24 protein-coding genes and 1 pseudogene are annotated in these 23,551 nt (G+C 66.8%); 10 read left to right on the top strand and 15 right to left on the bottom strand.

What is annotated here, in order from left to right; all coding sequences use genetic code 11:
• Positions 1-228: 228 nt before the first annotated feature.
• On the bottom strand, positions 229-1,182 hold the full coding sequence (locus I1A62_RS25200; protein WP_124391557.1) for a LysR family transcriptional regulator: 954 nt from the start codon (positions 1,180-1,182) through the stop codon (positions 229-231).
• A gap of 85 nt (positions 1,183-1,267) precedes the next feature.
• On the opposite strand from I1A62_RS25200, the gene I1A62_RS25195 reads away from it, so the two are divergent.
• Positions 1,268-1,414, top strand: a complete 147-nt coding sequence (locus I1A62_RS25195) for a hypothetical protein (protein WP_192581826.1) — start codon at positions 1,268-1,270, stop codon at positions 1,412-1,414.
• A 242-nt stretch (positions 1,415-1,656) separates the two neighbouring features.
• On the opposite strand, the gene I1A62_RS25190 is transcribed toward I1A62_RS25195, so the two are convergent.
• The gene (locus tag I1A62_RS25190; RefSeq protein WP_257890919.1) at positions 1,657-2,472 is read right to left on the bottom strand and encodes an enoyl-CoA hydratase; all 816 of its coding nucleotides are present in this window, start codon (positions 2,470-2,472) and stop codon (positions 1,657-1,659) included.
• A 318-nt stretch (positions 2,473-2,790) separates the two neighbouring features.
• On the opposite strand from I1A62_RS25190, the gene I1A62_RS25185 reads away from it, so the two are divergent.
• Positions 2,791-4,146 (top strand): MFS transporter, encoded by a 1,356-nt coding sequence (locus I1A62_RS25185; RefSeq protein ID WP_219460747.1) that lies wholly within the window; start codon positions 2,791-2,793, stop codon positions 4,144-4,146.
• Between the two features lie 14 nt (positions 4,147-4,160).
• Here I1A62_RS25185 and I1A62_RS25180 read toward each other — a convergent pair whose 3' ends face one another.
• The gene (locus I1A62_RS25180) at positions 4,161-4,634 is read right to left on the bottom strand and encodes an Lrp/AsnC family transcriptional regulator (protein WP_072946680.1); all 474 of its coding nucleotides are present in this window, start codon (positions 4,632-4,634) and stop codon (positions 4,161-4,163) included.
• Between the two features lie 170 nt (positions 4,635-4,804).
• Between I1A62_RS25180 and pdhA the strand changes: the two genes are divergently transcribed.
• The 4 genes from pdhA (at position 4,805) to lpdA (ending at position 9,597) form a co-directional block, all read left to right on the top strand.
• Entirely contained in the window at positions 4,805-5,890 is a 1,086-nt protein-coding gene (pdhA, locus tag I1A62_RS25175; RefSeq protein ID WP_124391555.1) for a pyruvate dehydrogenase (acetyl-transferring) E1 component subunit alpha, read from the top strand.
• Complete coding sequence (locus I1A62_RS25170) at positions 5,887-6,876, top strand: alpha-ketoacid dehydrogenase subunit beta (protein ID WP_219460745.1); 990 nt, start codon at positions 5,887-5,889, stop codon at positions 6,874-6,876. The genes pdhA and I1A62_RS25170 overlap by 4 nt, the downstream gene beginning before the upstream one ends.
• Before the next feature lie 16 nt (positions 6,877-6,892).
• Positions 6,893-8,158 (top strand): dihydrolipoamide acetyltransferase family protein, encoded by a 1,266-nt coding sequence (locus I1A62_RS25165; RefSeq protein ID WP_219460743.1) that lies wholly within the window; start codon positions 6,893-6,895, stop codon positions 8,156-8,158.
• Between the two features lie 62 nt (positions 8,159-8,220).
• Positions 8,221-9,597, top strand: a complete 1,377-nt coding sequence (gene lpdA, locus I1A62_RS25160; protein ID WP_219460741.1) for a dihydrolipoyl dehydrogenase — start codon at positions 8,221-8,223, stop codon at positions 9,595-9,597.
• 109 nt (positions 9,598-9,706) lie between these two features.
• Here the strand turns inward: lpdA and I1A62_RS25155 are convergent, their stop codons facing one another.
• Positions 9,707-10,003: a HigA family addiction module antitoxin gene (locus I1A62_RS25155; RefSeq protein ID WP_219460740.1), complete on the bottom strand. Its 297-nt coding sequence runs from the start codon at positions 10,001-10,003 to the stop codon at positions 9,707-9,709.
• 551 nt (positions 10,004-10,554) lie between these two features.
• On the opposite strand from I1A62_RS25155, the gene I1A62_RS25150 reads away from it, so the two are divergent.
• Positions 10,555-13,833, top strand: coding sequence for a protein kinase (locus I1A62_RS25150; protein ID WP_219460739.1), 3,279 nt, complete (start codon positions 10,555-10,557; stop codon positions 13,831-13,833).
• Between the two features lie 33 nt (positions 13,834-13,866).
• Here I1A62_RS25150 and I1A62_RS25145 read toward each other — a convergent pair whose 3' ends face one another.
• The 7 genes and pseudogenes from I1A62_RS25145 to I1A62_RS25120 all read right to left on the bottom strand — a co-directional run bounded on the left by I1A62_RS25145 (position 13,867) and on the right by I1A62_RS25120 (position 18,168).
• A complete protein-coding gene (locus tag I1A62_RS25145) occupies positions 13,867-14,172 on the bottom strand; it encodes a DUF1416 domain-containing protein (protein WP_087555683.1) in 306 nt (101 codons plus the stop codon).
• 20 nt (positions 14,173-14,192) lie between these two features.
• Positions 14,193-15,026 (bottom strand): sulfurtransferase, encoded by an 834-nt coding sequence (locus I1A62_RS46515; RefSeq protein ID WP_225858070.1) that lies wholly within the window; start codon positions 15,024-15,026, stop codon positions 14,193-14,195.
• An 87-nt stretch (positions 15,027-15,113) separates the two neighbouring features.
• A pseudogene (locus I1A62_RS46510) lies at positions 15,114-15,554 on the bottom strand (DUF4395 domain-containing protein); the annotation flags it as partial.
• A 299-nt stretch (positions 15,555-15,853) separates the two neighbouring features.
• Positions 15,854-16,783, bottom strand: coding sequence for an NADP-dependent oxidoreductase (locus I1A62_RS25135; protein ID WP_219460735.1), 930 nt, complete (start codon positions 16,781-16,783; stop codon positions 15,854-15,856).
• 414 nt (positions 16,784-17,197) lie between these two features.
• On the bottom strand, positions 17,198-17,359 hold the full coding sequence (locus tag I1A62_RS25130) for a hypothetical protein (protein ID WP_192581825.1): 162 nt from the start codon (positions 17,357-17,359) through the stop codon (positions 17,198-17,200).
• A 233-nt stretch (positions 17,360-17,592) separates the two neighbouring features.
• Complete coding sequence (locus tag I1A62_RS25125) at positions 17,593-17,778, bottom strand: hypothetical protein (protein ID WP_124391547.1); 186 nt, start codon at positions 17,776-17,778, stop codon at positions 17,593-17,595.
• 81 nt (positions 17,779-17,859) lie between these two features.
• Positions 17,860-18,168 carry a WhiB family transcriptional regulator gene (locus tag I1A62_RS25120; RefSeq protein ID WP_124391546.1) on the bottom strand — a complete coding sequence of 103 codons (309 nt, stop codon included), beginning with the start codon at positions 18,166-18,168 and terminating at the stop codon, positions 17,860-17,862.
• 642 nt (positions 18,169-18,810) lie between these two features.
• On the opposite strand from I1A62_RS25120, the gene I1A62_RS25115 reads away from it, so the two are divergent.
• Entirely contained in the window at positions 18,811-19,188 is a 378-nt protein-coding gene (locus I1A62_RS25115) for a hypothetical protein (RefSeq protein WP_219460733.1), read from the top strand.
• Positions 19,189-19,224: 36 nt separating this feature from the next.
• Here I1A62_RS25115 and I1A62_RS25110 read toward each other — a convergent pair whose 3' ends face one another.
• The 3 genes from I1A62_RS25110 to I1A62_RS25100 all read right to left on the bottom strand — a co-directional run bounded on the left by I1A62_RS25110 (position 19,225) and on the right by I1A62_RS25100 (position 20,765).
• Positions 19,225-19,872: a PAS and ANTAR domain-containing protein gene (locus tag I1A62_RS25110; RefSeq protein ID WP_124391544.1), complete on the bottom strand. Its 648-nt coding sequence runs from the start codon at positions 19,870-19,872 to the stop codon at positions 19,225-19,227.
• 101 nt (positions 19,873-19,973) lie between these two features.
• Positions 19,974-20,222, bottom strand: a complete 249-nt coding sequence (locus I1A62_RS25105) for a hypothetical protein (RefSeq protein WP_219460730.1) — start codon at positions 20,220-20,222, stop codon at positions 19,974-19,976.
• A gap of 216 nt (positions 20,223-20,438) precedes the next feature.
• On the bottom strand, positions 20,439-20,765 hold the full coding sequence (locus tag I1A62_RS25100) for a hypothetical protein (protein WP_124391542.1): 327 nt from the start codon (positions 20,763-20,765) through the stop codon (positions 20,439-20,441).
• A 313-nt stretch (positions 20,766-21,078) separates the two neighbouring features.
• Here I1A62_RS25100 and I1A62_RS25095 point away from each other — a divergent pair, with 313 nt between their 5' ends.
• Together I1A62_RS25095 and I1A62_RS25090 are read left to right on the top strand one after the other, a co-directional pair.
• A complete protein-coding gene (locus I1A62_RS25095; RefSeq protein ID WP_219460729.1) occupies positions 21,079-22,356 on the top strand; it encodes an APC family permease in 1,278 nt (425 codons plus the stop codon).
• A gap of 224 nt (positions 22,357-22,580) precedes the next feature.
• Positions 22,581-22,844 carry a WhiB family transcriptional regulator gene (locus I1A62_RS25090; protein WP_124391540.1) on the top strand — a complete coding sequence of 88 codons (264 nt, stop codon included), beginning with the start codon at positions 22,581-22,583 and terminating at the stop codon, positions 22,842-22,844.
• 121 nt (positions 22,845-22,965) lie between these two features.
• On the opposite strand, the gene I1A62_RS25085 is transcribed toward I1A62_RS25090, so the two are convergent.
• Positions 22,966-23,496, bottom strand: a complete 531-nt coding sequence (locus I1A62_RS25085; protein WP_219460726.1) for a hypothetical protein — start codon at positions 23,494-23,496, stop codon at positions 22,966-22,968.
• Positions 23,497-23,551 lie beyond the last annotated feature (55 nt).

The raw sequence follows: 23,551 nt of genomic DNA, 5'->3' as shown, positions 1-23,551 counted from the left end.
GATCAGTTGCCCCAATCACTTGCGGTGAGTGCAGCGACGAGCGCGTCACCGCACGGGTTCACTGCCTGAGTTTTCGCAGCACTTCAACAGAATCGCCCGAAGGTCTAGGGCCGATCTTTCCGGCCGAAACCCAGGGAGCCGACTGTTCGAAGTGGCGTGGAAGTCAGTGTAGGTAGGCCCGCCGCCATAGCCTAATTGCCACAAGCGATAGCTGGACATAGTCAATACCTATGTCAGCAGATCAACTCCGAACCCCGAAACGACGTCGCGCATCTCCGCCACGAAGCGTTGAGCCTGGGCGGTCAAAGACACCGAGGCATGACCGATCCAACCGATCTCGATGCGATCGTCCACGTCGAGCGGAACAGCGACGATAGACGGATCGAGATCGTCCGAGACGATGCCGGTAGAGATGGTGTACCCGCCCAGACCGATCATGAGGTTGAAGATGGTCGCTCGATCGCTCACCCGAATGTCTTGCTTCGATGAACGGGTGGAGAGGATCTCTTCAGCGAGGTAGAAGGAGTTGTTCACACCCTGGTCAAACGTGAGCCGGGGCAAATCTTCAAGATCACTCAGCGCCACACTCTTTCGGCCTGCGAGAGGGTTCGTGCGGGCGATGAAGATATGTGGCGACGCCAGAAACAGCGGCGTGAAGACCAGCCCTGCTTCGCGAATCAGCTTGTTGATCACGTTTGCGTTGAACTCGTTGCGATAGAGCACACCGAGCTCACTTCGCAGCGTGCGAACATCCTCGATGATGTCCCACGTGCGGGTCTCTCGAAGACTGAACGCGTACTCCGCTGCCTCAGACGCTTTCACCATGCGGGCGAACGCGTCGACGACGAACGAGTAGTGCTGAGTTGATACGGCCAGGAGCCGGCGCGAAGGCCCGCGGCCAAGATATCGCTGTTCCAGGAGTTCCGATTGCTCGACCACCTGGCGCGCGTAGCCGAGAAATTCCGCCCCGTCTTCGGTGAGCGTCACCCCACGGGGCGAGCGAACGAAGAGCGTACGTCCCACGCGACGTTCGAGGTCTTTCAGCGCGGCCGACATGGTCGGTTGCGCGACATAAAGCAGGTCCGCCGCGGCACTGATGGATCCTTCGGCGGCCACCTCCACGAAGTACCGCAACTGCTGAAGGGTGATTCCCCGCACCGTTCTCGCGACGTCCCGTGCCATGGCAAAAACCTATCGCACCTGTACACCTCGCCGACGCTGCGGATGCCCTGGTGGAACCGCTCATCGCTCTCACCGGACAACGGCTGTGAATGCACCTCTTGGGACGCTCGCCGACGGACCTGCGGCGGACACCATCGAGCGGGGAGAATCGAACGCCCAGATCCGCCCACTGTCCGAGTGCACCGGCGTCGCACAACGCTCCGTCGTCACCCAGCGTCCCGTCGTCGCCTGACCCCACGCACTGTGTCCCGGGGTCAGCGCGTGGGCATCACCGTCTCCTGGCCCCGGGGACAGTCCCGGATTCTCACCGGGTTCCCTCTCACACCCCGAAACCCCGGCAGGGATCCGCGGTGCTTCGACGCCCGATGCGGTCTTCGGGGCTCCTCACGACCGTGCCGGGCGAACCAGCTGCACCGGTCAGCATGAGTCAATCCCCAGGTCGGTGGGGAACCCACACCACGGGCACCGGAATGCTCAGGACCCGGACCACTCCGCGCGCCCACCCTGCAGGAACGCGGTGACCCCGGCCCGGAAATCAGCGCTGCCGTACACCGCGCGGATCAGATCCGCGGACTCCGGCAACCCGGCCGTGCGGATCCGGCGCAGCACCTCACGGGTTGCGACCACCGTCAACGGCGCCGCCGCGAGAAGCTGCCCGGTCACCTCCGTCATCAGGTCGTCGAACAGCCCGGGGCCGGCGGGCTCGACCACGAATCCGATCGAGGCGGCCTCGGCGGCCGGCAGCATCGTCGCCCGTGCCACCATCGACGCCAACCGGGCCGAGCCCAATCTGTCGGTGAGCAGCGCCAACGGATACGCGGACAGCGCGTTGCCCAGGGTGCGGGCGATCGGCAACCCGAAGAAGGAGCGCGTGGTCGCGATCCGCACGTCGCACGCCGCCGCGACGATCAGTCCCGCACCCACACAGGCCCCGTCGATCACCGCCAACGTCGGCACCCGCACCTGCTCCAGGCGTTCGAGCACCTGCACGAACCGGTCCTCGTATGCCACCCCGTCCGCACCATCGGTGAACGTCCGGAAGTGCGCGATGTCGGAGCCGGCGGCAAACGCCCGGCCGGCGCCGCGGACGACCAGCAACCGTACCGTCGGGTCCGCGTTCACCCGCTCGCACACACGCCCGAGGTCCTCGTACATCTGCGGTGTCAACGAGTTCAGCTTGCCGGGCCGATTGAAGGTGACCGTCACCACCGCGTCCGCATTCTCGATGATCAGGTCCGGGGCCTCTGGTCCCGCGGCCACCTCTGCCACGCCGGTCGTCATGGTCGTCATCGCATTCCCGCCCTCACTACTCATTCCGCTCGCCCACAGCCTCGTTGTGGGGCACCCGCAACGCTACGTCGCCGATCGGAACAGTGAAATATGTTGCAGCTGAGTAATCTTGCAACATTCGACGGATCGGTCTGCGAATGTTGCAACCACGATGAGGTGAGTTTCCGGGGAGGTGCCCGGCTGAGGATCCCTCCATTCATCCGGGCGTCGCATGTGTGGTTTCTCCATAGTTTCGAGCGGATCCGGCTCATACAGTGGTCCACGTCACGTCACGTCGCCCGGCCGGGTGTGCCCACTCTTCAGAAAGCCGAGACATTCATGTCGTCTGTACTGCAGAAACCCGAGATCGAGGCGAGGGTGGTCCGGAAGGTCGCCCGGCGGCTCATTCCGTTCCTCGGCCTGGCCTATTTCGTCAACTACCTCGACCGGACCAATATCGGACTGGCGAAGTTGACCATGAGCGCGGAACTCGGCCTGACCGAGACCATGTTCGGCCTGGCCTCCGGACTGTTCTTCATCGGGTATCTCCTGTTCGAGGTGCCGAGCAATCTTGCGCTGCACAGGTTCGGGGCACGCCGCTGGATCGCCCGGATCATGCTCACGTGGGGAATCATCGCGGCGGCCATGGCCTTCGTACCCAATGTCGGATCGTTGTACGGGCTGCGCATGCTGCTGGGTATCGCCGAGGCGGGCTTCTTCCCGGGAGTCCTGCTCTACCTGACCCTGTGGTTCCCCCGCGCCTACCGGGTCCGGCTGATGGGTCTGTTCCTCCTCGCGCTCCCGGTGTCGTCGGCGCTCGGGGCACCGTTGTCGAGCGCCATCATCCAATACTGGGACGGCCTGTTCGGTCTGTCCGGTTGGCGCGTCATGTTCCTGATCGAGGGGATACCCGCCGTCCTGCTCGCGGTGGTCACCTGGTTCTACCTCACTGACCGTCCGTCGCAGGCCACGTGGCTGAACGAGGACGAAAAGGTTTGGCTGACGCGTGAACTCGAATCCGAGGCTTCGGAATCCGGTTCCCACATCACTGGATCGGTGCGTCGGGCACTCACGGATTCCCGTGTGTGGATGCTGGGCCTCGTCTACTTCGGGATCACCTACGGGCTGTACTCGCTCAGCTTCTTCCTGCCCAGCATCGTCGCCGGTTTCAAGAAGACGTTCGCCACCGATTTCTCGCTGTTCACCACCGGGTTGATCGTCGCGGTTCCGTTCGCGGTCGGCGCCGTCGCAATGGTGTTGTGGAGCAGGCACTCCGACCGGACGGGTGAGCGGATCTGGCACGTCGCCGTCCCCACCCTGATCGGAGCCGTCTCGATCCCGGTCGCCCTGTACATGCAGTCGCCGCTCACGACGATGATCGCGGTCACCGTCAACGCGGTCGGTGTGTTCTGCGCGCTGCCCGTGTTCTGGTACCTGCCCAGCACGTTCCTGACCGGTGCGGGCGCCGCGGCAGGCATCGCCGTCGTCAACTCGGTGGGCAACTTGAGCGGTTTCGGGGCCCCGTACGTCACCGGGTGGCTGTTCGACGCCACCGGGAACTCCCGCGCCGGACTGTGGGTCGTGGGGGCGGTCATGCTCGTCGCCGTGATGCTGGTTCTCGTCCTCAGATCCCGCGTAAATACCACGCGCAGTACCGAAGACGCCGACACCCGCGTGTTCACCGCGAGTCGTTGAGCGTGCGCCCGGGGTCAGCGCTCCTCGGCGATCCGCTCGAGCAGTGGGCGGGTCCGGTAGGGGATGGCGTCGCGCATGGCGACGGACACCGTGGTGCGCTCGATCCCGGGCACGGCAAGAATGAGGCCGGCGACGCGGTACAGGTCGTCGGCATCGACGGCGACCACGCCGATGTGCAGGTCTGCCGCTCCGGAGATGCCGACGACCTCGACGACCTCGGCGATGTCCCGGAGGTGTTCGATGACGTCCTCGAGGCGGTGCTGGTCGACCACCGCGGTGACGAACGCCTGCAAGGGGTACCCCAGGTCGCGGGGTGACACGCAGCGGTCCACGGGCGCGAGTACGCGCTGTTCCTCCCAGCGAGACATTCTTGCCTGCACGGTATTCCGTGCCATCCCCAGCAGGGTCGCCAATTGGACGCCGGTGGCGCGGGGAGCGTCGCACAGGGCGAGCAGCAGGCGGGCGTCGGTTCGATCGAGTCTCGTCATATAGCGCAGTATCCCACACTCCCCGCGTTCCGTGTTGGGCATTCTGCTTAATTTTAGAGACAGCACTTGCGCATGCTGGCTCCTGATGCTTGCATGAGTGCATCATTCTGACCGAAACGGTCACACGTGGGCGGCGGTGCCTCCCGTTCCATCCCCATTCGGAGGTTTTCGTGTTCGACAACGATGATGTGGTGCAACTGGTCACCGAAACCGGTGCGCGAGTAGATCACCCCGACTACTCCCGGTACGTCGAAGACGTGGACGTCGCCGCGGTGCGCGCGCTGTACGAGGACCTCGTCGTGGTGCGGCGCATCGACGCGGAGGCGACCGCGCTGCAGCGTCAGGGCGAGCTGGGGCTGTGGGCGCCGCTGCTGGGGCAGGAGGCGGCGCAGGTCGGGTCGGCACGCGCACTCGATCCCGGCGACTTCGTCTTCGCCAGCTACCGCGAACACGGGGTGGCGTATTGCCGCGACGTCGATCCCACCCACATGCTCCGGTTCTGGCGGGGGTCGACGCACTCGGGCTGGAACCCGTTCGAATACAACATGACAACCCCGGCGATCATCGTCGGCGCGCAGGCGCTGCACGCCACCGGGTACGCGATGGGCATGCAGTTCGACGGCTCCGATGGCGCCGCGATCACCTACTTCGGCGACGGCGCGACCAGTCAGGGCGACATCTCCGAAGCCTTCGGATTCGCTGCGAGCTTCAACGCACCGGTGGTGTTCTTCTGCCAGAACAACCAGTGGGCGATCTCGGAACCGGTCAGTCTGCAGTCGCGGGTGAGCATCGCCGCGCGGGGCCGCGGGTTCGGTGTCCCCAGCGTGCGCGTCGACGGCAACGACGTGATCGCCGTCATCGCCGTGACCCGGGCCGCGCTCGAACGGGCACGGGAAGGCAGCGGACCGACGCTGATCGAGGCCGTCACCTACCGGATGGGCCCGCACACCACGTCCGACGACCCCACCCGGTACCGCCCGGCCGCGCTCGACGAGGAATGGAAACGCAAGGACCCCCTCGACCGCATCCGCGCGCTCCTCGAGTCGGCGGGCGCGATCGACGACACCTACCTCGCCGCGGTGCAGCAGCGCGCCGACGACACCGCCGCCGCGCTGCGCCGCGGATGCCTCGAGACCGTCGAGCCCGGGCCGATGTCGTTGTTCGACAACGTCTACGCCGAACCCCATCCCCTCGTCGACGAAGAGCGGCGTCAGTTCGCCGCCTACCTCGACAGTTTCGAAGGAACCGACGCATGAGCACCGCCACCCCGACCACGCTTCCGCTCGGCAAGGCCCTCAACGCCGGCCTGCGCCGCGCCCTCGAAAACGACCCGAAGGTCGTGCTGATGGGCGAGGACATCGGCAAACTCGGCGGCGTCTTCCGCATCACCGACGGACTGCAGAAGGACTTCGGGCCCAACCGCGTCATCGACACCCCGCTCGCCGAATCCGGGATCATCGGCACCGCAGTCGGTCTCGCGATGCGCGGCTACCGGCCGGTGTGCGAAATCCAGTTCGACGGGTTCATCTACCCCGGCTTCGACCAGATCGTCTCGCAGGTCGCCAAACTGCACTACCGCACGGGCGGCAACGTGAAGATGCCGATCACCATCCGCGTCCCGTACGGCGGCGGCATCGGCGCCATCGAGCATCACTCCGAGTCGCCGGAGGGCTACTTCGCCGCGACCGCGGGACTGCGCGTGGTCACCTGCAGCAACGCCGGCGACGCGCACACGATGATCCAGCAGGCCATCGCCTCGGACGATCCGGTGCTCTTCTTCGAACCCAAGCGCCGCTACTGGGAAAAGGGACAGATCGACCCCGCCGCCGAGCCGGGGTCACTGCACAAGGCCCGGGTGGTCGCCCCGGGCACCGACGTCACCGTCGTCGCGTACGGGCCGCTCGTGACGACGGCCCTGCAGGCGGCGAAAGTCGCTGCGGGCGAAGGCCGGTCGATCGAGGTGATCGATCTGCGGTCCATTTCCCCGCTCGACGTCGACACCGTCGCCGCATCCGTGCAGCGCACCGGACGCCTGGTGATCACCCACGAGGCGCCCGTGTTCCTCGGCATCGGCGCCGAGATCGCCGCCCGCATCAGCGAGCGCTGCTTCTACCACCTCGAGGCGCCGGTCGCCCGCGTCGGCGGGTTCACCGTCCCCTATCCGCCGGCGAAGCTCGAACAGCACTTCCTGCCGGACGTCGACCGCATCCTCGACGCCGTCGACCGCACCTTCACCGCGTAAGCACCAGGAGTTCTCCATGCCCACTGTCAAGACATTCCTGCTGCCCGACCTCGGCGAGGGCCTCACCGACGCCGAACTGCTGACCTGGCAGGTCGCGGTCGGCGACACCGTGACGCTGAACCAGAACATCGCCGAGGTCGAGACGGCGAAGGCCTCCGTGGAGTTGCCCTCGCCGTACGCCGGAACGGTGGTCGCGCTGCACGCGGCGGAGGGGACGACCGTCGACGTCGGCAGTCCGTTCATCGACGTCGAGATCGGCGGCGAGGAACCGAAGGCGGACCCCGCGCCCCCGGCCGAGCGGACCCCGGTCCTCGTCGGCTACGGCGTGGCCGAGGACTCGTCCAGCAGGCGCCGCCGCAGGCACACAACCACCGCGGCCGCTCGCGTCGACGACGTGCCCGCCCCGCACCCGACGCGTCCGCTGGCCTCGCCGCCCGTGCGGTTCGCCGCGAAGCGACACGGAGTCGACCTCACCGCGGTGGACGCCACCGGGGTGCACGGTGAAGTGACCAGGGACGACCTCGAACGCCATCGCGACGCCACCCCGGTGCCGACGCCGACGGCCACGGCAACGCCCGACGCCGACGAGGAACGCATCCCGATCAAGGGCGTCCGCAAGCACACCGCCGCGGCGATGGTCCGCAGCGCGTTCACCGCCCCGCACGTCACCGAGTTCGTCACGGTCGACGTCACCCCGACCATCGAACTGCTTGCTCAGCTACGGGACACGAAGCACTTCACCGACGTGCGCCTGACACCACTGACGTTGGTGGCCAAGGCCCTGCTCGTGGCGCTGCGCACCAACCCGACCCTCAATTCGTTCTGGGACGAAGACGCGCAGGAGATCGTGGTCAAACGCTCCGTGAACCTCGGCATCGCGGCCGCCACCCCGCGCGGACTGATGGTGCCCAACATCAAGAACGCACACACCCTCGGTCTGCGCGACCTCGCGATCGCCCTGTCGGATCTGACGACCACCGCCAAGGAGGGGAAGACCGGACCGGCCGACCTGGCGGACGGCACGATCACGATCACCAACGTCGGTGTCTTCGGCATCGACGCGGGCACACCCATCCTCAACCCCGGCGAGGCGGCGATCCTGTGCTTCGGGGCGATCCGCAGGCAGCCGTGGGAATACCGGGGCGAGATCGCGTTGCGGTCGGTGACGACCTTGAGCCTGTCGTTCGACCATCGACTGGTCGACGGTGAGCAGGGATCGCGATTCCTCGCCGCCGTCGGCCAGATCCTGGCGGACCCGATGACGTTGATCGCGCTGAGCTGAGCCCCCGTTCGATCCGACCTTCCGGCACGTCCCATGGCGTGCCCGACCCAGGGAGTTTCCCCATGTCTGACCAACCGGACGTCCTGATTCTCGGCGGTGGATCCGGCGGGTACGCCTGCGCCTTCCGCGCCGCGCAACTGGGCAAATCCGTCACCCTGATCGAAGAGGACAAGGTCGGCGGCACCTGCCTGCACCGTGGGTGCATTCCCACCAAGGCACTCGTGCACGCCGCCGAGGTCGCCGACACCGTCGCCCACGCGTCGGCCCTCGGGATAGGTGCGACACTCGACGGGATCGACCTCGACGGTGTCCACGCGTACAAGAACGCGACCGTCGAACGCCTCTACAAGGGCCTGCAGGGGCTGGTCCGCAGTCACCGGATCGAGGTGGTCCACGGCACCGGTCGCTACGGCGGAGGCCGCACCGTCCACGTCGGTGACCGCACGATCACCGGCGCGGCACTGGTCCTCGCGACCGGCTCGGAGGTCCGGAGTCTCCCCGGACTCGAGATCGGCGGCCGAATCCTCACCAGCGACGAAGCATTGACGTTCCCCGAGCTTCCGCAGCGCGTCGTCGTACTCGGCGGCGGTGTCATCGGCGTCGAGTTCGCCGGCATCTGGGCATCCCTGGGCGCGGACGTCACGATCGTCGAGGCGCTGCCCCGGCTGATCGCCGCCGAGGACGAATGGGCCTCGAAGCAACTCACCCGGGCCCTGCGCAAACGCGGCATCACGGTCATGACCGGCACCCGGTTCGCGAAAGCCGTTCAGGACGACCGCACGGTCAGCGTCACCGTGGAGTCGGGCGACACGATCGAGGCCGACCTGCTGCTCGTCGCCGTCGGCCGCGGACCCCGCACCGCCGGCCTCGGACTCACCGAGCACGGCGTCGACGTCGACCCCCGCGGGTTCGTCACGGTCGACGATTCCCTGCGCACCTCCCAGCCGGACGTGTACGCGGTCGGCGACATCGTCGCCGGGCCGCAACTCGCGCACCGCGGATTCCAGCAGGGCATCTTCGTCGCCGAAACGATCGCCGGCCTGAGCCCGACCTCGGTGGAGGACAGCGCAATTCCGCGGGTGACGTACTCGAACCCCGAGGTCGCGTCGGTCGGGCTCACCGAAGAACGGGCGCGGGAACGCCACGGCGACGTCGCCACCGTCGTCTACGACCTCGCCGGCAACGGCCGAAGCCAGATCCTCGGAACCAGCGGCGGCGTCAAACTCGTCCGCGCCGGAGCCACGGAGGGACCGGTCGTCGGTATCCACATGGTCGGAGAACGCGTGGGTGAACTCATCGGCGAGGCCCAACTGATCGTCAATTGGGGTGCCTACCCGAACGAGGTCGCCGCACTCGTGCACGCGCACCCCACCCAGGCCGAGGCGCTCGGCGAGGCGCACCTCGCCCTCGCGGGAACCCCGCTGCACAGCCACCGCTGATCGGGCTGCTCACCCGAGCAGCACCGTCCGACATGCGTGACATCGAATGGTGTGTTGCACAATTCAATCCGCGAAGACCATGCGGTGTCAGCCGTCCGGGACTGTCGTCTCACGCCGAGAGTGGGACGATGCCGGCGAGTGTGTCGCCGAGCTTGTCTGCGGCGAGGTCGAGGTCGTAGCGGTCCTGGAGGTTGAGCCAGAACTGCGCACTGTTCCCGAACACCTTCGCCAGTCGCAGCGCAGTGTCTGCGGTAATCGATCGCTTGCCGAGCACGATCTCATTGATCCGCCGCGGCGGAACGCCGATGAGGGTGGCGAGCCGATTCTGCGTAATGCCGAATGGCTCGAGGAAATCCTCACGCAGGATCTCACCGGGGTGGATTGGGGAGCTGAGGTCTGTGGTCATGGTCGCTTCCTTACGTGTGCGAGACCCAGCCGGTTGCCGGAGAGCTTCCCGAGCCGCGAGGAACCAGCATGACGCAACGCGCTGACAACGCGCAACGGTCATTGGTGTCATCAGTGCGCCGGACGAGTGTGACGGCATGGTGCCGCCCGCAGGCGAGGAAGAGGGGGGCTCCTCGGCCGCGGGCGGCTGTGGCCCTCCAGCCGAGGGGTGACCGGTCAGGGGGCCTCGCTGGTCCGTGGGGCCGCCGGGCCCGCGGAACAGCGTAGGTGTCGGGTACCCGATCTGTGCGGGACTATTCACTGCGGGATAAACGATTCGCCGGGGTCGATTCCCCGAAAACGGCTGGGCGAGTGTCCAGTTGTAGCGGAAACCCGGAGGGTTCCCGATCGAACCGACCGGCCGGTTATCGCGTCGTGTTCCGTCCACAGTCGGGTAGAACGCAAGTCGGCCATCGGAGGAGGCGGACGGCGATATCCTGGGGTACAACGTCGAGAGGTGGGCAGTGTGGCATGCGTCGACCGTGTTTCGAATGGGACGAATCGATGTAGTCGATGACTGACGTCGATCCGTTCGCCACCCAACGCGACGTGTCCGGTTCGGTCACGGCGGAGTTGGCGACGGCCGGATTCGAGGGCGCCCAGGAGATCGGCCGCGGCGGATTCGGGGTCGTGTACCGCTGCACTCAAACTGCGCTCGATCGCACCGTGGCCGTCAAGGTCCTCACCGCCGACCTCGACGAGGAGAACCGGGCCCGATTCCTGCGGGAGCAGCGTGCAGCGGGCCGGCTGACCGGTCACCCCAACATCGTCAACGTTCTGCACGCCGGCGTCACCGAGAACGGCAGGCCCTACATCGTGATGCCGTACCAGGCGCAGGGGTCGCTCGACGAACGGATCCGCCGCCACGGACCGCTCCCGCTGGACGAAGCACTGCGGCTCGGGGTGAAGATGGCAGGCGCCCTGGAGACCGCCCACCGGCTCGGGATCCTCCATCGCGACGTCAAACCGGCGAACATCCTGATCACCGATTACGGCGAGCCCGCACTCACCGACTTCGGCATCGCCCACATCGCGGGCGGGTTCGAGACCAGCGCGGGCATCGTGACGGGGTCGCCTGCATTTACCGCCCCCGAGGTCGTGGCGGGCGAGGCCCCGAGCCCCGCCGCCGACGTCTACGGGCTCGGCGCCGCCTTGTTCGCGGCGATCACCGGTCACGCGGCGTTCGAGCGCCGCAGCGGTGAACAGCTCGTGGCGCAGTTCCTGCGGATCGCCTCCGAGCCGGTCCCGAACCCGCGCGAGCACGGCGTGTCCGAGGACATCAGCGCGGTCATCGAACGTGCCATGTCGTCCGAACCCGGGGCCCGCCCGTCCGCCGTGGAACTTGGACGGGAACTCCGCGACGCGCAACTGCGTCACGGCTTCCCGGTCGACGAGATGGCGATGTATGCGGGAACGGTTGCAGCGCAGAGCAGTGCGTCACACCCGGGCGCCGGTTCCGAGGGTGAAGGCGCGTGGCGCCGGCCTGCCGGAGCGCCGGCGGATTCGGGCCGGACAGGTGGACTACCGCTGGAGCTGACCAGCTTCGTCGACCGCCGCACGGAACTGGCGGAGGCGACGAACTTGCTGTCGACGTCGCGGCTGGTGACGTTGACCGGGATCGGCGGGGTGGGGAAGACCCGGCTCGCCATTCGCGCGGCCACCAAAGCGCAACGGAATTTCGCGGACGGCGTGACGCTGGTGGAACTGGGTGAACTACTGGATGATTCGCTGTTGGCGGGAGTGGTCGTCGCTGCCCTGGGATTGCGGGGTCAGTCGACGCGACACCCCCACGAGATGCTCGTCGAGTTCCTCGCCCCGCGGGACATGCTACTCGTGCTGGACAACTGCGAACAGGTGGTGGCGGCGGCCGCGAAGCTCGCCGAAATCCTGCTTCGCGCGTGCCCGCAACTGCGGATTCTCGCGACGAGTCGCGAGCCGCTCGGGATCGGCGGGGAAGCGGCGCTGCTGATCCCTCCGCTGCCCGTCCCGGATCCCGATCACCTCCCGAAAGGGCTGCCCCGCAACGACGCGGTCACCTTGTTCGTCGAACGGGGCGTCGCCGCAGTCCCCGGGTTCGAGCTCACCGAGGACAACAAGGTCACCATCGCCCGGATCTGTCAGCGGCTGGACGGGCTGCCGCTGCCGATCGAGTTGGCTGCGGCCCGGCTCCGTGCGATGACACCTGACCAGATCCTGCAGCGCCTCACCGATCGGTACCTGCTGCTGACCCGCGGCAGCCGGGACGCGCCGTCGCGGCAGCAGACGCTTCGGATGTGCATCGACTGGAGTTACGACCTGTGCACGCCTGTGGAACAACGGATGTGGGCGCAGCTGTCCGTGTTCGCGGGCACATTCGAACTCGAGGCGGCCGAACAGGTCTGCGACGGTGACGACGTCGACGATCTTCTCGACACGGTGACCTTCCTCGTCGACAAGTCGATCCTGACGCGAGAGGAGTCGGGTGCCGCGGTGCGGTTCCGGATGCTCGAGACCGTGCGAGCCTACGGGCGCGAAAAGGCGCAGGAGAGTGGCGTGTACACCGAACTGCGCCGTCGGCACCGGGACTGGTGTGACCGCCTCGCCGTCGAAGCGGAATCCGAATGGATCAGCTCCCGGCAACTTCCGTTGATCGCCAAATTGTCACGGGAACTGCCGAATATCCGCGAAGCGCTGGACTTCTGCGTGTCCGACAGTCCGGACATCGGAGTTCGGATCGCGGCCGCACTGTACCCGTACTGGCTGGCCCGGGGGCTGTTCGTCGAGGGGCGCCGGTGGCTCGGTCGTTTCCTTGCCCGGCCGCCGTCCGAGCCCACGATCGATCGCGCCAAGGCCCTCTACGGCGCCGCCGTGCTGGCCGGAGTGCAGGGCGACATCTCGGTGTCGGACACGTTTGCGGAGGAAGCGCAGGCGCTCGCCGCTCGGACGCCCGACCCGGAAGTGCGCGCGCACCTCGACCACGCAATCGGATACGCAGCCTTGTTCGCGGGCCGCCTTCCCGAGGGTCGCGCACATCTCGAGAAGGCCGTCCACGTGTTCACGGCACGCAACGACGTCTTCGAGGTGGCCGCGGTCGTGGGTCTCGGCATGATGTACGACCTGTTGAACGACACGGAACGTGCCGTCGAATGCCACGAGCGCATCCTCGCGATCACCGAAGCTCAGGGCGAATCGGTGTACCGGTCGTATTCGCTGTGGGCGCTGGCCGTCGCCGTGTGGCAGAAGGGGGAGAGAGCCCGAGCGGTGCGACTCCTCGGCCACGCGCTCCAGGTGGACCGCCGGGTGAACGACCGGCTCAATTCCAGTGTGTGCCTGCAGGCACTCGCGTGGATCGCCGCCGAGGAACAGAACATGGAGCGGGCCGTCGTGTTGATGGGAGCCGCCGAGGCGCTCGCCCGGTCGGTGGGCAGTTCGGCGGTGCTGGTGCCCGGATTGAGCGTGTACCAGGACGAGTGCGAACGTCTGACCCGAGGTGCGATGACCGAGTCGGCGTTCACCGCCGCCCACCGAAAGGGTGAGGCGCTCGGGTTCGACGCAGCCGTCGCCTACGCACTGGGCGAGCAGGTTCTACCCTCGTCGACCTCCACCGGCCAGTCCCCCAAACCGACGAAGCGGGAGCGTGAAGTTGCCGCTCTCATCGCCGAGGGACTGACCAACAAGGAGATCGCCGCCCGACTCGTCATTTCCCCCCGCACCGCGCAGGGGCACGTGGAACACCTGCTGACGAAGCTGGGATTCAACTCGCGCGCGCAGATCGCGGCGTGGGTCGTGGAATCACAGGGCGAGGGGTCCTGAGCTGCTGTTCTCGTGGTGTTCGGCGGCGAAATGCTATGCGGTGAGGGTGATGTCCACGGTGTGGAGGCCGCTGGTCGTGGGCTTCACCGACGCCGTGCCGTTGCCGACCGGTGAGAGGGCCCGCACGGTCCAGTCGCCCGGTGCGACGAAGAAACGGAAGTCCCCGGTGCCGGAGGCGACGATCTCGGCGGTGAACGTGCCGGTGCCGTCGAGGAGTCGAACGAAGGCGCCGCCGACAGGTTCGCCGTCGCCCGTGACGACCTTGCCGGTGATGGCGGTTTCCTTGCCGAGGTCGACGCCGGCGGGAATGGTGTGGGTTTGCGTTGGTGCTGCGCTCATGTGCTTGCTCCCGCGCTCCGCTACTTGCCCAGCTCGATCGGCACACCGACGAGCGAGCCGTATTCGGTCCAGCTGCCGTCGTAGTTCTTGACATTCTTGTGTCCGAGCAGTTCCTTGAGCACGAACCAGGTGTGGCTGGAGCGCTCACCGATCCGGCAGTACGCGATGGTGTCCCGAGATCCGTCGAGCCCGGCTTCGCCGTAGATCGCGGTGAGTTCCTCGTCGGACTTGAACGTGCCGTCCTCGTTCGCGGCCTTGCTCCACGGAACGTTCAGCGCGCCCGGGATGTGGCCGGGACGCTGGCTCTGCTCCTGCGGCAGGTGCGCAGGCGCGAGGATCTTGCCCGTGAATTCGTCGGGTGATCGGACGTCGACCAGGTTCAGCACCCCGATCGCGTCGACGGCCTCGTCGCGGAACGCGCGGATCGACAGGTCCGGCTCGGACGCCCGGTACGTGGTGGACGGGCGGGTGACGGTGTCCTCCGAGAGGGGGCGTTCCTCGAGTTCCCACTTCTTGCGGCCGCCGTCGAGCAGCTTGACGTTGTCGTGGCCGTAGAGCTTGAAGTACCAGTAGGCGTACGCCGCGAACCAGTTGTTGTTGCCTCCGTAGAGGACGACCTCGTCGTCGTTGGCGATCCCGCGGGCCGACAGCAGATCGGAGAACTGCTCACGGTCGAGGAAGTCGCGACGGACCTGATCCTGCAGATCCTTCTTCCAGTCGAGCTTGACGGCGCCCTCGATGTGGCCGCCGTCGTAGGCGGACGTGTCTTCGTCGACTTCGACGAACACGACGTTGGGCGCGTTCAGGTTCTGCTGAGCCCAGTCGGTGGAGACCAGGACGTCGGAGCGAGCCATGTTCTTTCCTTCACTGTGAACTTGCCGGGGGTTTCCATCTGCGGTCGAGTGGGCGGCGGAGGTGGACGGTCGGAATCGGGCGACGAGCGGATAGATCTGGCAGCCGAGGCAGATGCCGAAGGCCGCGTTGAGGAACGCCGCGAACAGTGCGAAGCCGGTGAAGACGGCACCGACGACGGGCGCGCTCAGCGCGAATCCGAGGAGGCCGGCCGCTGAGAAGATGAAGCCGACCAGTTGGGCGAAGCGCAGCGGCGCGGTGGGTTCACGCTCGGTCGGCGGGCTGATGCGTGGGGCGACCAGCTTTCCGAAGATCCGGCCGTAGGGGCCGCGCCGCGGTCCGACGGCGGCGCTGACGGCGAACACGACGGTCTGAACAGCCAGGATCACACCGGCGACGACGGCCGAGAAGGATGCTGCGAGCAGGACGGCAACGAGAACCGCCGTGGTGATCCAGGCGGCGAACCGGGGGCCGCGGACATCGACGTGGTCGACGGCGGTCGTCGTCGTGGTTGTGGGTGTGGTGGACATTGACTGTGCTCCACGAAGTGTGTCGGATGGCCGAAAGAATGCGATGGAACGCGATCGAGTCGATCACCGAAAAAGACGGGAAGTCAGCAAGTGGCCGCAGGGCGAATCGAAAAACGACGCAGAAATGCGGTCAGCGACGCCAAAGACAACAAGAACCGCCGACGCGCCACAGGTCCACTGTGCGGCGACGGGTGAGCAGCAGCTCGCGGCAGGTCTGCACCCGCCAAATTCTACGCGCCGCACCCCTGCGCTGAAGATGGACAATTCGAGTCGCCGCACAGGGGCACGGTCCCGCGCCTTTACGGGATCAGAATGAACTTCCCCGCGGGGTGAGATTTCGCCAGTTCGGTGTGGGCCTGCGCCGCATCCGTCAGGGGAAACGTCTTGGCGATGGTGACCGTCAGGTGTCCGGCGCCGGCTTGCTCGACCAGTTCGGCGCGCGCCTTCAGCCGAGCCTCGGCGCTTGCCGGGTTGCCGCCGCCGACCGACGCGAAACCGTCGTCCTGCGCCCGACCGAACGCGGCGATGGTCACGATCCGGGTCTTGTCCTTGACCAACGCCAGCGACACGTCGACGGCCTCGTCGGTTCCGACGGTGTCGAGGGCCGCGTCGATGCCCTGGGGTGCGACCTCCCGCACCCGATCCTCGAGGCCGTCGCCGTAGAGGACGGGAGTTGCTCCTAGGTTCCGGACGTAGTCCTGATTCGCCGCTCCCGCGGTGCCGACGACCGTCGCGCCGCGGGCGACCGCGAGTTGCACGGCGAGGGCACCGACGCCGCCGGACGCGCCGTGGATCAGGACAGTGTCACCGGAACCGACGCGGATGGTGTCCAGGGCATCGACCGCGGTGCCGCCCACCAGCAGCAGGCCGGCTGCCTGCTCCCAGCCGAGGCCGGCCGGTTTGCGGGTGATTGCGGAGACGGGCACGACCACTTTCTCCGTGTACAGACCGCTGCCGGGACTGACGATCACCTCGTCGCCGACCGAGATCTCGGTGACTCCCGTCCCGACTGCGGCGACCACGCCGGCGGCCTCGCCGCCGACCTTGATCGGCAGCTTGTCGGGATCGTTCCCGAAGGCGCCGCTGTAGAGCTTGTAGTCGAAGGGATTGACGCCGATCGCCTTGACGTCGACGAGCACCTCTCCCGATCCGGGTGGCGAAACCTCCACATCGACCACGGCCAGGGCCTCGGGTGTTCCGTATGATTGCGCGACAACAGATTTGGTCATGAGTTGCGCAACCTTCATCAGGAAGCTGTTTATTCCTGCCGTGCGCGATTTACTCTCACGGATCCGAACACTTGCTCGGTGAAGCGAAATCGACAGGCGACTACAGAACCGAGGCCGCCGTCGTTCAGGAGCCGTGGAAGTGGTCCCGGCACTGGCAGAACCCGATGAGCCAGATGTACGGATCCATCATCATGATTTCGGCGCACCGGGCCGGCAACGGCGGAAGGCGCAGAAACCGCTCCACCCACCGCGACCCTCCGGCAGAGGTCGCGGGATGACCACAACGAGGGCATCGGCCGGGCCGTTCCGCAATCAGCCCGCCGATATCAGACCAGTACACGGATGCCAGACTGCTGAGCCGCCGGCGGATCGACAACAGTTTGGCGCACCGAGTGATGAAACCGTGGTGGGAACCTACTCCGCTGTGGGCGACAGTCGTTGGATGTGTTCGAGCAATTCGGTGAGTTCGCAGATGGTGAGTTCGACGGTGCCGAACAGGGGATCACCGTTCTTGGCGGCGCGGGCGACGGCCTGTCCGATGCGTTCGGTGAGCTCTTCGATCAGTGGGTCGGCCATGACTGAGCATTCTCCTGGAAAGCGGGAACGTTGTCTTCCGGATCGGGCGTCGGGTAGTTGAGGTCCGTCCGGCGACGACTTAATCTGGAAGGTGCGGGCCGTATCCCGTCGGGTCGAGATTTGGCAGTCCGGGATACGACTCGCCGGAGGGGGCTTGTCGAGCACACTGCCGGCGGCGGTTCCGGTCGGGTCCATAGAGTGGCGGGCCCGCGGTCCGCCACAGTTTGATCGCTCTAACGAGCGCCCTCGGTGTCGTCGAAGAACGACCAGCCGTCGGTGTGCTGCACTTCCATCCGCCAGCCGAGTTCGCTGTTGTCGGCACGGACGTCGACGAACCAGGCGTGTGCATCCTCCGCGCTTGTGATGTCCTTGGTCTCGACGACATTGCCGCTGGGATCGAGTACTCGACACGTAGCCATGCCGTCCGAATGCCCAGGGAAGGTCCGGGTTAACCGCTGCGACGGGACAGCGCAGGTGCTGTGGGTGTTTGGTCCACCCCGTTAGTGGGTTCGCCGCTCCCACGCGCGTGGGGGTCGGGCGACGTGGCGGGTGCGTCGGGTGTGACGGGTGCGTTCGGTTTCGGACATGCCGCCCCATATGCCGTAGGCCTCGGTGGTCGTGAGGGCGTGGTCGCGGCATTCGGCGAGGACGGGGCAGTTGTGGCAGATCTGTTTGGCGGCGTGCTCGCGTCGGGCGCGGACGCTGCCGCGTTCTCCGTCGGGCGAGAAGAACATGTCGGTGTCGGTGCCGCGGCAGGAGGCGAGATGCTGCCAGTCCTGATCGATGGGGTGGTGCGAATGGTCGAGCATGGGGGAGTGGGTCGCTTTCGAAAGTCGAACGGGGAGAGATCTTCCCGGGAGGTGCGGGTGTTCATCCGGGGCCGCGGTCGGGCGGACGGTCGTCGGTGGTGTGACGGCACATCAATGACATGGGCGGCCTGGGTTGGTGGGACCTCCTCGACAAGCGCGTGCAATGGACGGGTTACGACCCCGCCTGCTGTGGCCCGGAGGAGTGTGTGCGAGGTGACCCCTCGACATATCGCGTGCACACTCGCTCGGCCCGGGGCGTGGTCGCCGCCGGGAGCAGCGACGGACCGGATCCGGGACGGCAATTCGGTTCGCCGCCACATCCACAGCAGTAGGTGTCTGGGTGCGTTGATGCCTGGTCTCGACATCGGTGATACCGGGAGTTACCCCGGCTGCTTCACGCCCTGTGTCGCCCGGAAGGGGCGGGTGCAGGGTGTGCAGTCAAGGGTAATGACCCGGTGCTCGGCGCTGACGAGAATCGCTGGAAAGTAACTGCCATCACATCCGGTGAGCGCCGTCAGCGCTTCTTCCAGACCGAGGAGGCGGCGCACGATGACGCTGCCGGCCCAGGGCAGGTGCGGGCGATGAGCCGGTCGGGTGGGCGGTGGGAGCGTGGGCCACGCCGGTGCGGGGTATACGGCCGCTATGTCGACTTCCGCCGCGCGTGTTCTTCCCCGGGTTCTGGGTGTCCTGACCGCCGCATACAGTGTTGCGATCATCGTCTCACCGAAACTTCTCGCGAAGCCCTGCAAACTCACCCGCGCCGACGGCGTCGTCCCTCCCGAGGTCGCGACGGTGATCCGGGCGGTGGGGGTGCGTGATGCGGCGAGCGGCTTGGCCCAGGTCACGGCACCTGCCGGGGCGGCGCTACGCGCCGCAGTCGCGGTCCGGGTGGTCTCCGATTTCGGTGATGCCGCGGTCTTCGGACTCACGCTTCCCGATGCGGCGACCAAGGCCAAGGCTGCAGGCGTCGCCGCGGCATGGGGCACGTTGTGCGCGTACAGCGGGCGTCACACCGGATAGGGGCGGCGGCGCGCTGAACAGCCCGCGGGCCGTCCGCTACTGCGGTCGGTGGGATGGTTGGTGGGCGGTGAGCAGCAGGTGGTCGAATCGGGTGCGCAGGCCGGTGTCGGGTTCGAGTTCGTCGAATGCGGCGACGATGTGTTCGGCGATCGTGCGGAGCCGGGTGTTGGTTTCCTGGGAGCGCCAGGTAAGAATGTCGAACGCGCGGTCGGCGGGGATGCCGTAGACCAGCATCAGCGCCCCCTTGGCCTGTTCGATCACCGCCCTCGATTGCTCGAGTTCGGCGACGGTTTCGTCGACCGAGTCTTTGACGTCGCTGCGGTGGGAGTCGGTGATGTCGATGTAGAACCCGCTCGTGCCGATCACGGCGCCGGCGTCGTCGTGCATGCGGTCGCCGACGACCACGACGTGGCGGACCTTTCCGGTGGCGGTGATGATGCGATGTTTGCTGGAGAACGGTTCGGCGTCATTGATCATCCGGTCCAGGACCCGCGCGACGTGCGGGTGGTCCTCGGGGTGTTTGTGGGACAGCAGCAGTTCGGTGGTCGGAGTGACCTCGCCGGGCCGGTAGCCGTGCATCTGTTCGACGGCCTCGGACCATTCCCACCGTTGCCCATCCAGGAAGAAGCGGAAGCTGCCCACTCGTTGCGGCTCACCGCCACCGAAGACCTGTTGAGAATCCACGCCTCATTTTCTAGCAAATCGCGCGGCCCGAAATTTGCCGGGCAGTCGGTTCTGCCCCCGAACCGTGGGTCAGTGGCGGGTGGTCGAGACTGCCGTCTCGTCTACGAGCGCCGGGACCAGGACAGACCGCCGGGCCGGGCCGCGCAGGCATTCTCGTGGGCGACGATTGCTTCCTGCCAGTCCCGATCGGTCATCCCGAGCCCGCCTCGGATGGCTGGAGGCGGAACCCCCAGATGCGTGGCGATGTGCGCCCACGACCTGCCCGCCCGGAGGGCCTCGATCACCGCGCGGGCGAGCCGCTCGTCGGTCTGGTCACCGTCAAGGACGGCATCAGCGCTGTCAACGGCCACGGGAAGGCTGTCCGGTCTGGTGCGCGCGACGAGCACGGAGTCGTATTTGCATCCATGCGACTCTAGCGGTTGCAGTCAAATGATGATATAGCCGTGAGTTCGATGGTGGCGCGCAGCGACGCTCACCGTGCAGCCGGGGCACGGTCAGAACCGGACGAGGTCACCACCCGACCGATATCAGTGATCCTCGTCGGGTGGTTTCAGGTCGGGTTCTTGCTACTCGGCGCGTCCGGACGGGAAATGCACCGATCCGTCGTTGCCGACGCAACCACCCTGGACGGGGCCGCTACCGAAGAAGACGCCGTTGAGCTGCCCGCTGCCTCCGGGAGAGTTCGATCCGACTCCGGCACCCCCGACGCCGATCGCCCCACACTGGTAGCTGTTCATGTCGTTGGGGGTGTCGTTGTGGACGTGGAGTTGCGTGCCGGGTGTGTTCGGGTCTCCGTGAAATGCCGGTGCCGCCGCTGCGACGCCGGAACCGAGTGCAAAAGCGGTGGCGATCGCGGCCGATGTCACCGCCGTGCGCAATGCGAACGTGTTCATCTGATCTCACCTTTTGATTCGATTGTCGCCCGGCTGCCACCGGCCGATGAGTTTCGGGTTGCAGACAATGTCCGGAGTGTCCGTTTCCCGATGGACCAATTATGGTCCGAGCGGTTGGTGGAAATCACCTCTTCGCGTGGTTACCGACAATCCGAATGTGAAGTCCACACCCGGCCGTCGCGGCCCTGCTCGCGGCCGCGAGCATGCCGCAGAGCCGAAACCGTGTGACCCCGTGGAGTTCACGTCTGCGTACCGGAGGGCGCTAGCGTTGGGCGGCCAGACATCCGCACGTTCGAAGGGAAAAGTGCCTCGCATGGCCGGTGACGAGATTTCGGACGGCGAGAACGCGCACCCGGCTGCGACTCCGCAGTTGCGTCGGCGGTTGGGGGTGTTCGACTCGGTGATGATCGGCCTGGGGTCGATGATCGGGGCGGGGATCTTCGCCGCGCTGGGGCCTGCTGCGTCCGCTGCCGGCGGCGCACTGCTCGTCGGGTTGGCGGTGGCCGCGGTGATCGCCTACTGCAATGCCAATTCGTCGGCCCGGCTCGCCGCGTTGTATCCGCAGTCCGGTGGCACCTACGTCTACGGGCGTGAACGTCTGGGACCGTTCTTCGGGTATCTGGCGGGCTGGGGCTTCGTGGTCGGCAAGACCGCCTCGTGTGCTGCGATGGCGCTGACCGTCGGCGCCTATGCCTGGCCTGGCCGCGAGCATCTCGTCGCGGTGGTCGCCGTCGTCGTCATCACCGCTGTGAACTACTTCGGTGTGCAGAAGTCGGCCCTGGCCACTCGGGTCATCGTGTTCACGGTGCTTGCCGTCCTCGCCGCGGTCGTCGTCGTGTGCCTGACCGGCCCCGACACCGGGTTCGACGGCCTGGGGATCACGTCCGGCCACGGCGTGACCGGGATTCTGCAGGCTGCCGGTCTGCTGTTCTTCGCGTTCGCCGGGTACGCCAGGATCGCCACGCTCGGCGAAGAGGTGAAGGACCCGGCCCGGACCATCTCCCGGGCGATTCCCGTCGCCCTGGCGATCACCCTCGTCGTGTACCTGTGCGTGGCGGTCGCCGTCCTGAACGCGCTCGGTGCCGACGCCCTCGCGGCCGCGACGGATCCGCTCGCCCAGGCGGTTGCCGCTGCGGGATTCGGGAGCCTCGAGCCGGTCGTCCGGGTGGCCGCGGTGATCGCCTCGCTCGGCTCGCTGCTCGCCCTGATTCTCGGGGTCTCGCGGACGACATTCGCGATGGCGCGCGACGGCCACCTGCCACGTCTGCTCGACGCCGTCCACCCCCGGTTCGCGGTGCCCTACCGGGCCGAGTTGGCGGTGGGGGTGGTGGTGGCGCTCCTCGCCGCGACGGCGGACCTGCGCGGCGTCATCGGGTTTTCCTCGTTCGCGGTGCTGTTTTATTACCTGATCGCCAACGCGTCCGCCTGGACCCTGTCCGCGAAACCGTGGCCGCGCCTGGTGGCGGTCGTCGGCGCCGTCGGTTGCATCGTCCTCGCCGCGTTCCTTCCCCTGGCCTCGGTGGTTCCGGGTGTGATCGTCCTCGGGCTCGGGGCCGTGATCTACGCGATCCGCTCGTCGCGTCGTCCCTGATCCGCGAGGAAGGGTATCGCTGTCCACCCGGGCGGGCTTCGACGCGCGATCGGCACGGGGTGCAGTTAATCTGTCATCGGTGCGATTTCGATCGCGCCTCGTCGCCGGAGCCGATGTGTTGCGAAAACCTGTCCGCAGCTGAATCTTTCACTTGCTTCATCGGGCTGTGCCCGCATTCCCAGTGCCCTGACCGTGTTCGGTGTTCGAGAGGGGAATGACTCCAGATGTCGGAACTCCACTGGATAACGCGAGGCCGGTGCCGAGACGGAGACCCGGATCGGCTATTCGTGAGAGGCGCCGCGCAGCGCAAGGCCGCCGCGCTGTGCCGGCACTGCCCGGTGCTGATGGAATGCGGCGCGTATGCGCTCGACAACCGCGTCGAATTCGGCATCTGGGGTGGGATGACCGAACGTCAGCGCCGGGCACTGCTCGAGGCGCATCCCCATGTCCGCTGGTCCGATCTCTTCGAGGCGCAGCGCCGGCAGTGAACGGGCACAACGCCGTCGCTGGAACGAAGCGTCCTTCTTCCCGATGCTGATGAGGTATTCGTCGGCTTCGGGTTCTTCGGTGAGGGAGACGTGCGACTCGACCTCCGGTAGGCGGTGGCGCTCACTCGGTGAGGTAGAGAACCACCCGGGAGTACCGGGAATCCCGACGGAAGGTCGGTGTGGCGACACCGTACCGCTCGAAGAATTCATGCTGCTCGATGAACCGGAGGTCGCCGGTGGTGCCGGGTACCGAACATTGCCGATTCGGCATGCGCCACGTGCCCGTGTCGGGCACGCACCACATCTGCACGGTGCCGGGCAACAATTTCCAGCCGTCGTCCGTGCTCAGTGCGAGGTTCGCGACGACCTCGATCGACGCGACCACTCCGCGCACGGACACTACGTGCGCGGTCGATGACCCCGGGTACCTGTCGACGTAGAAGGCTCCTCTGCCGTAACCGTTCGGTCCCTCTTCGGCTAGTGATCGGATCTCGGCGGGAAGATGCTGTTCGTCGAGCCACGAGAGTGTCGTGGTCACGGTGTCAGCGGGGTGCCAGAGACGGTGCGCGGGGACGGGTTCGTCGTCGACGAAGACCGTGAGTGTCTGCTGCGAGCCGGGTTCGGGTGTGAGTCGTTGTCGGTCGGCGAGCATTGTCGTACCTCGCGCAGTAGGCGGGCCGATGGACGAAGCGATCGGGCGCGGGGTT

This window comes from Rhodococcus sp. USK10 (genome assembly GCF_019378875.1).
Classification (GTDB): domain Bacteria; phylum Actinomycetota; class Actinomycetes; order Mycobacteriales; family Mycobacteriaceae; genus Rhodococcus_F; species Rhodococcus_F pseudokoreensis.
This window is presented reverse-complemented; position numbering and strand designations above follow the sequence as displayed.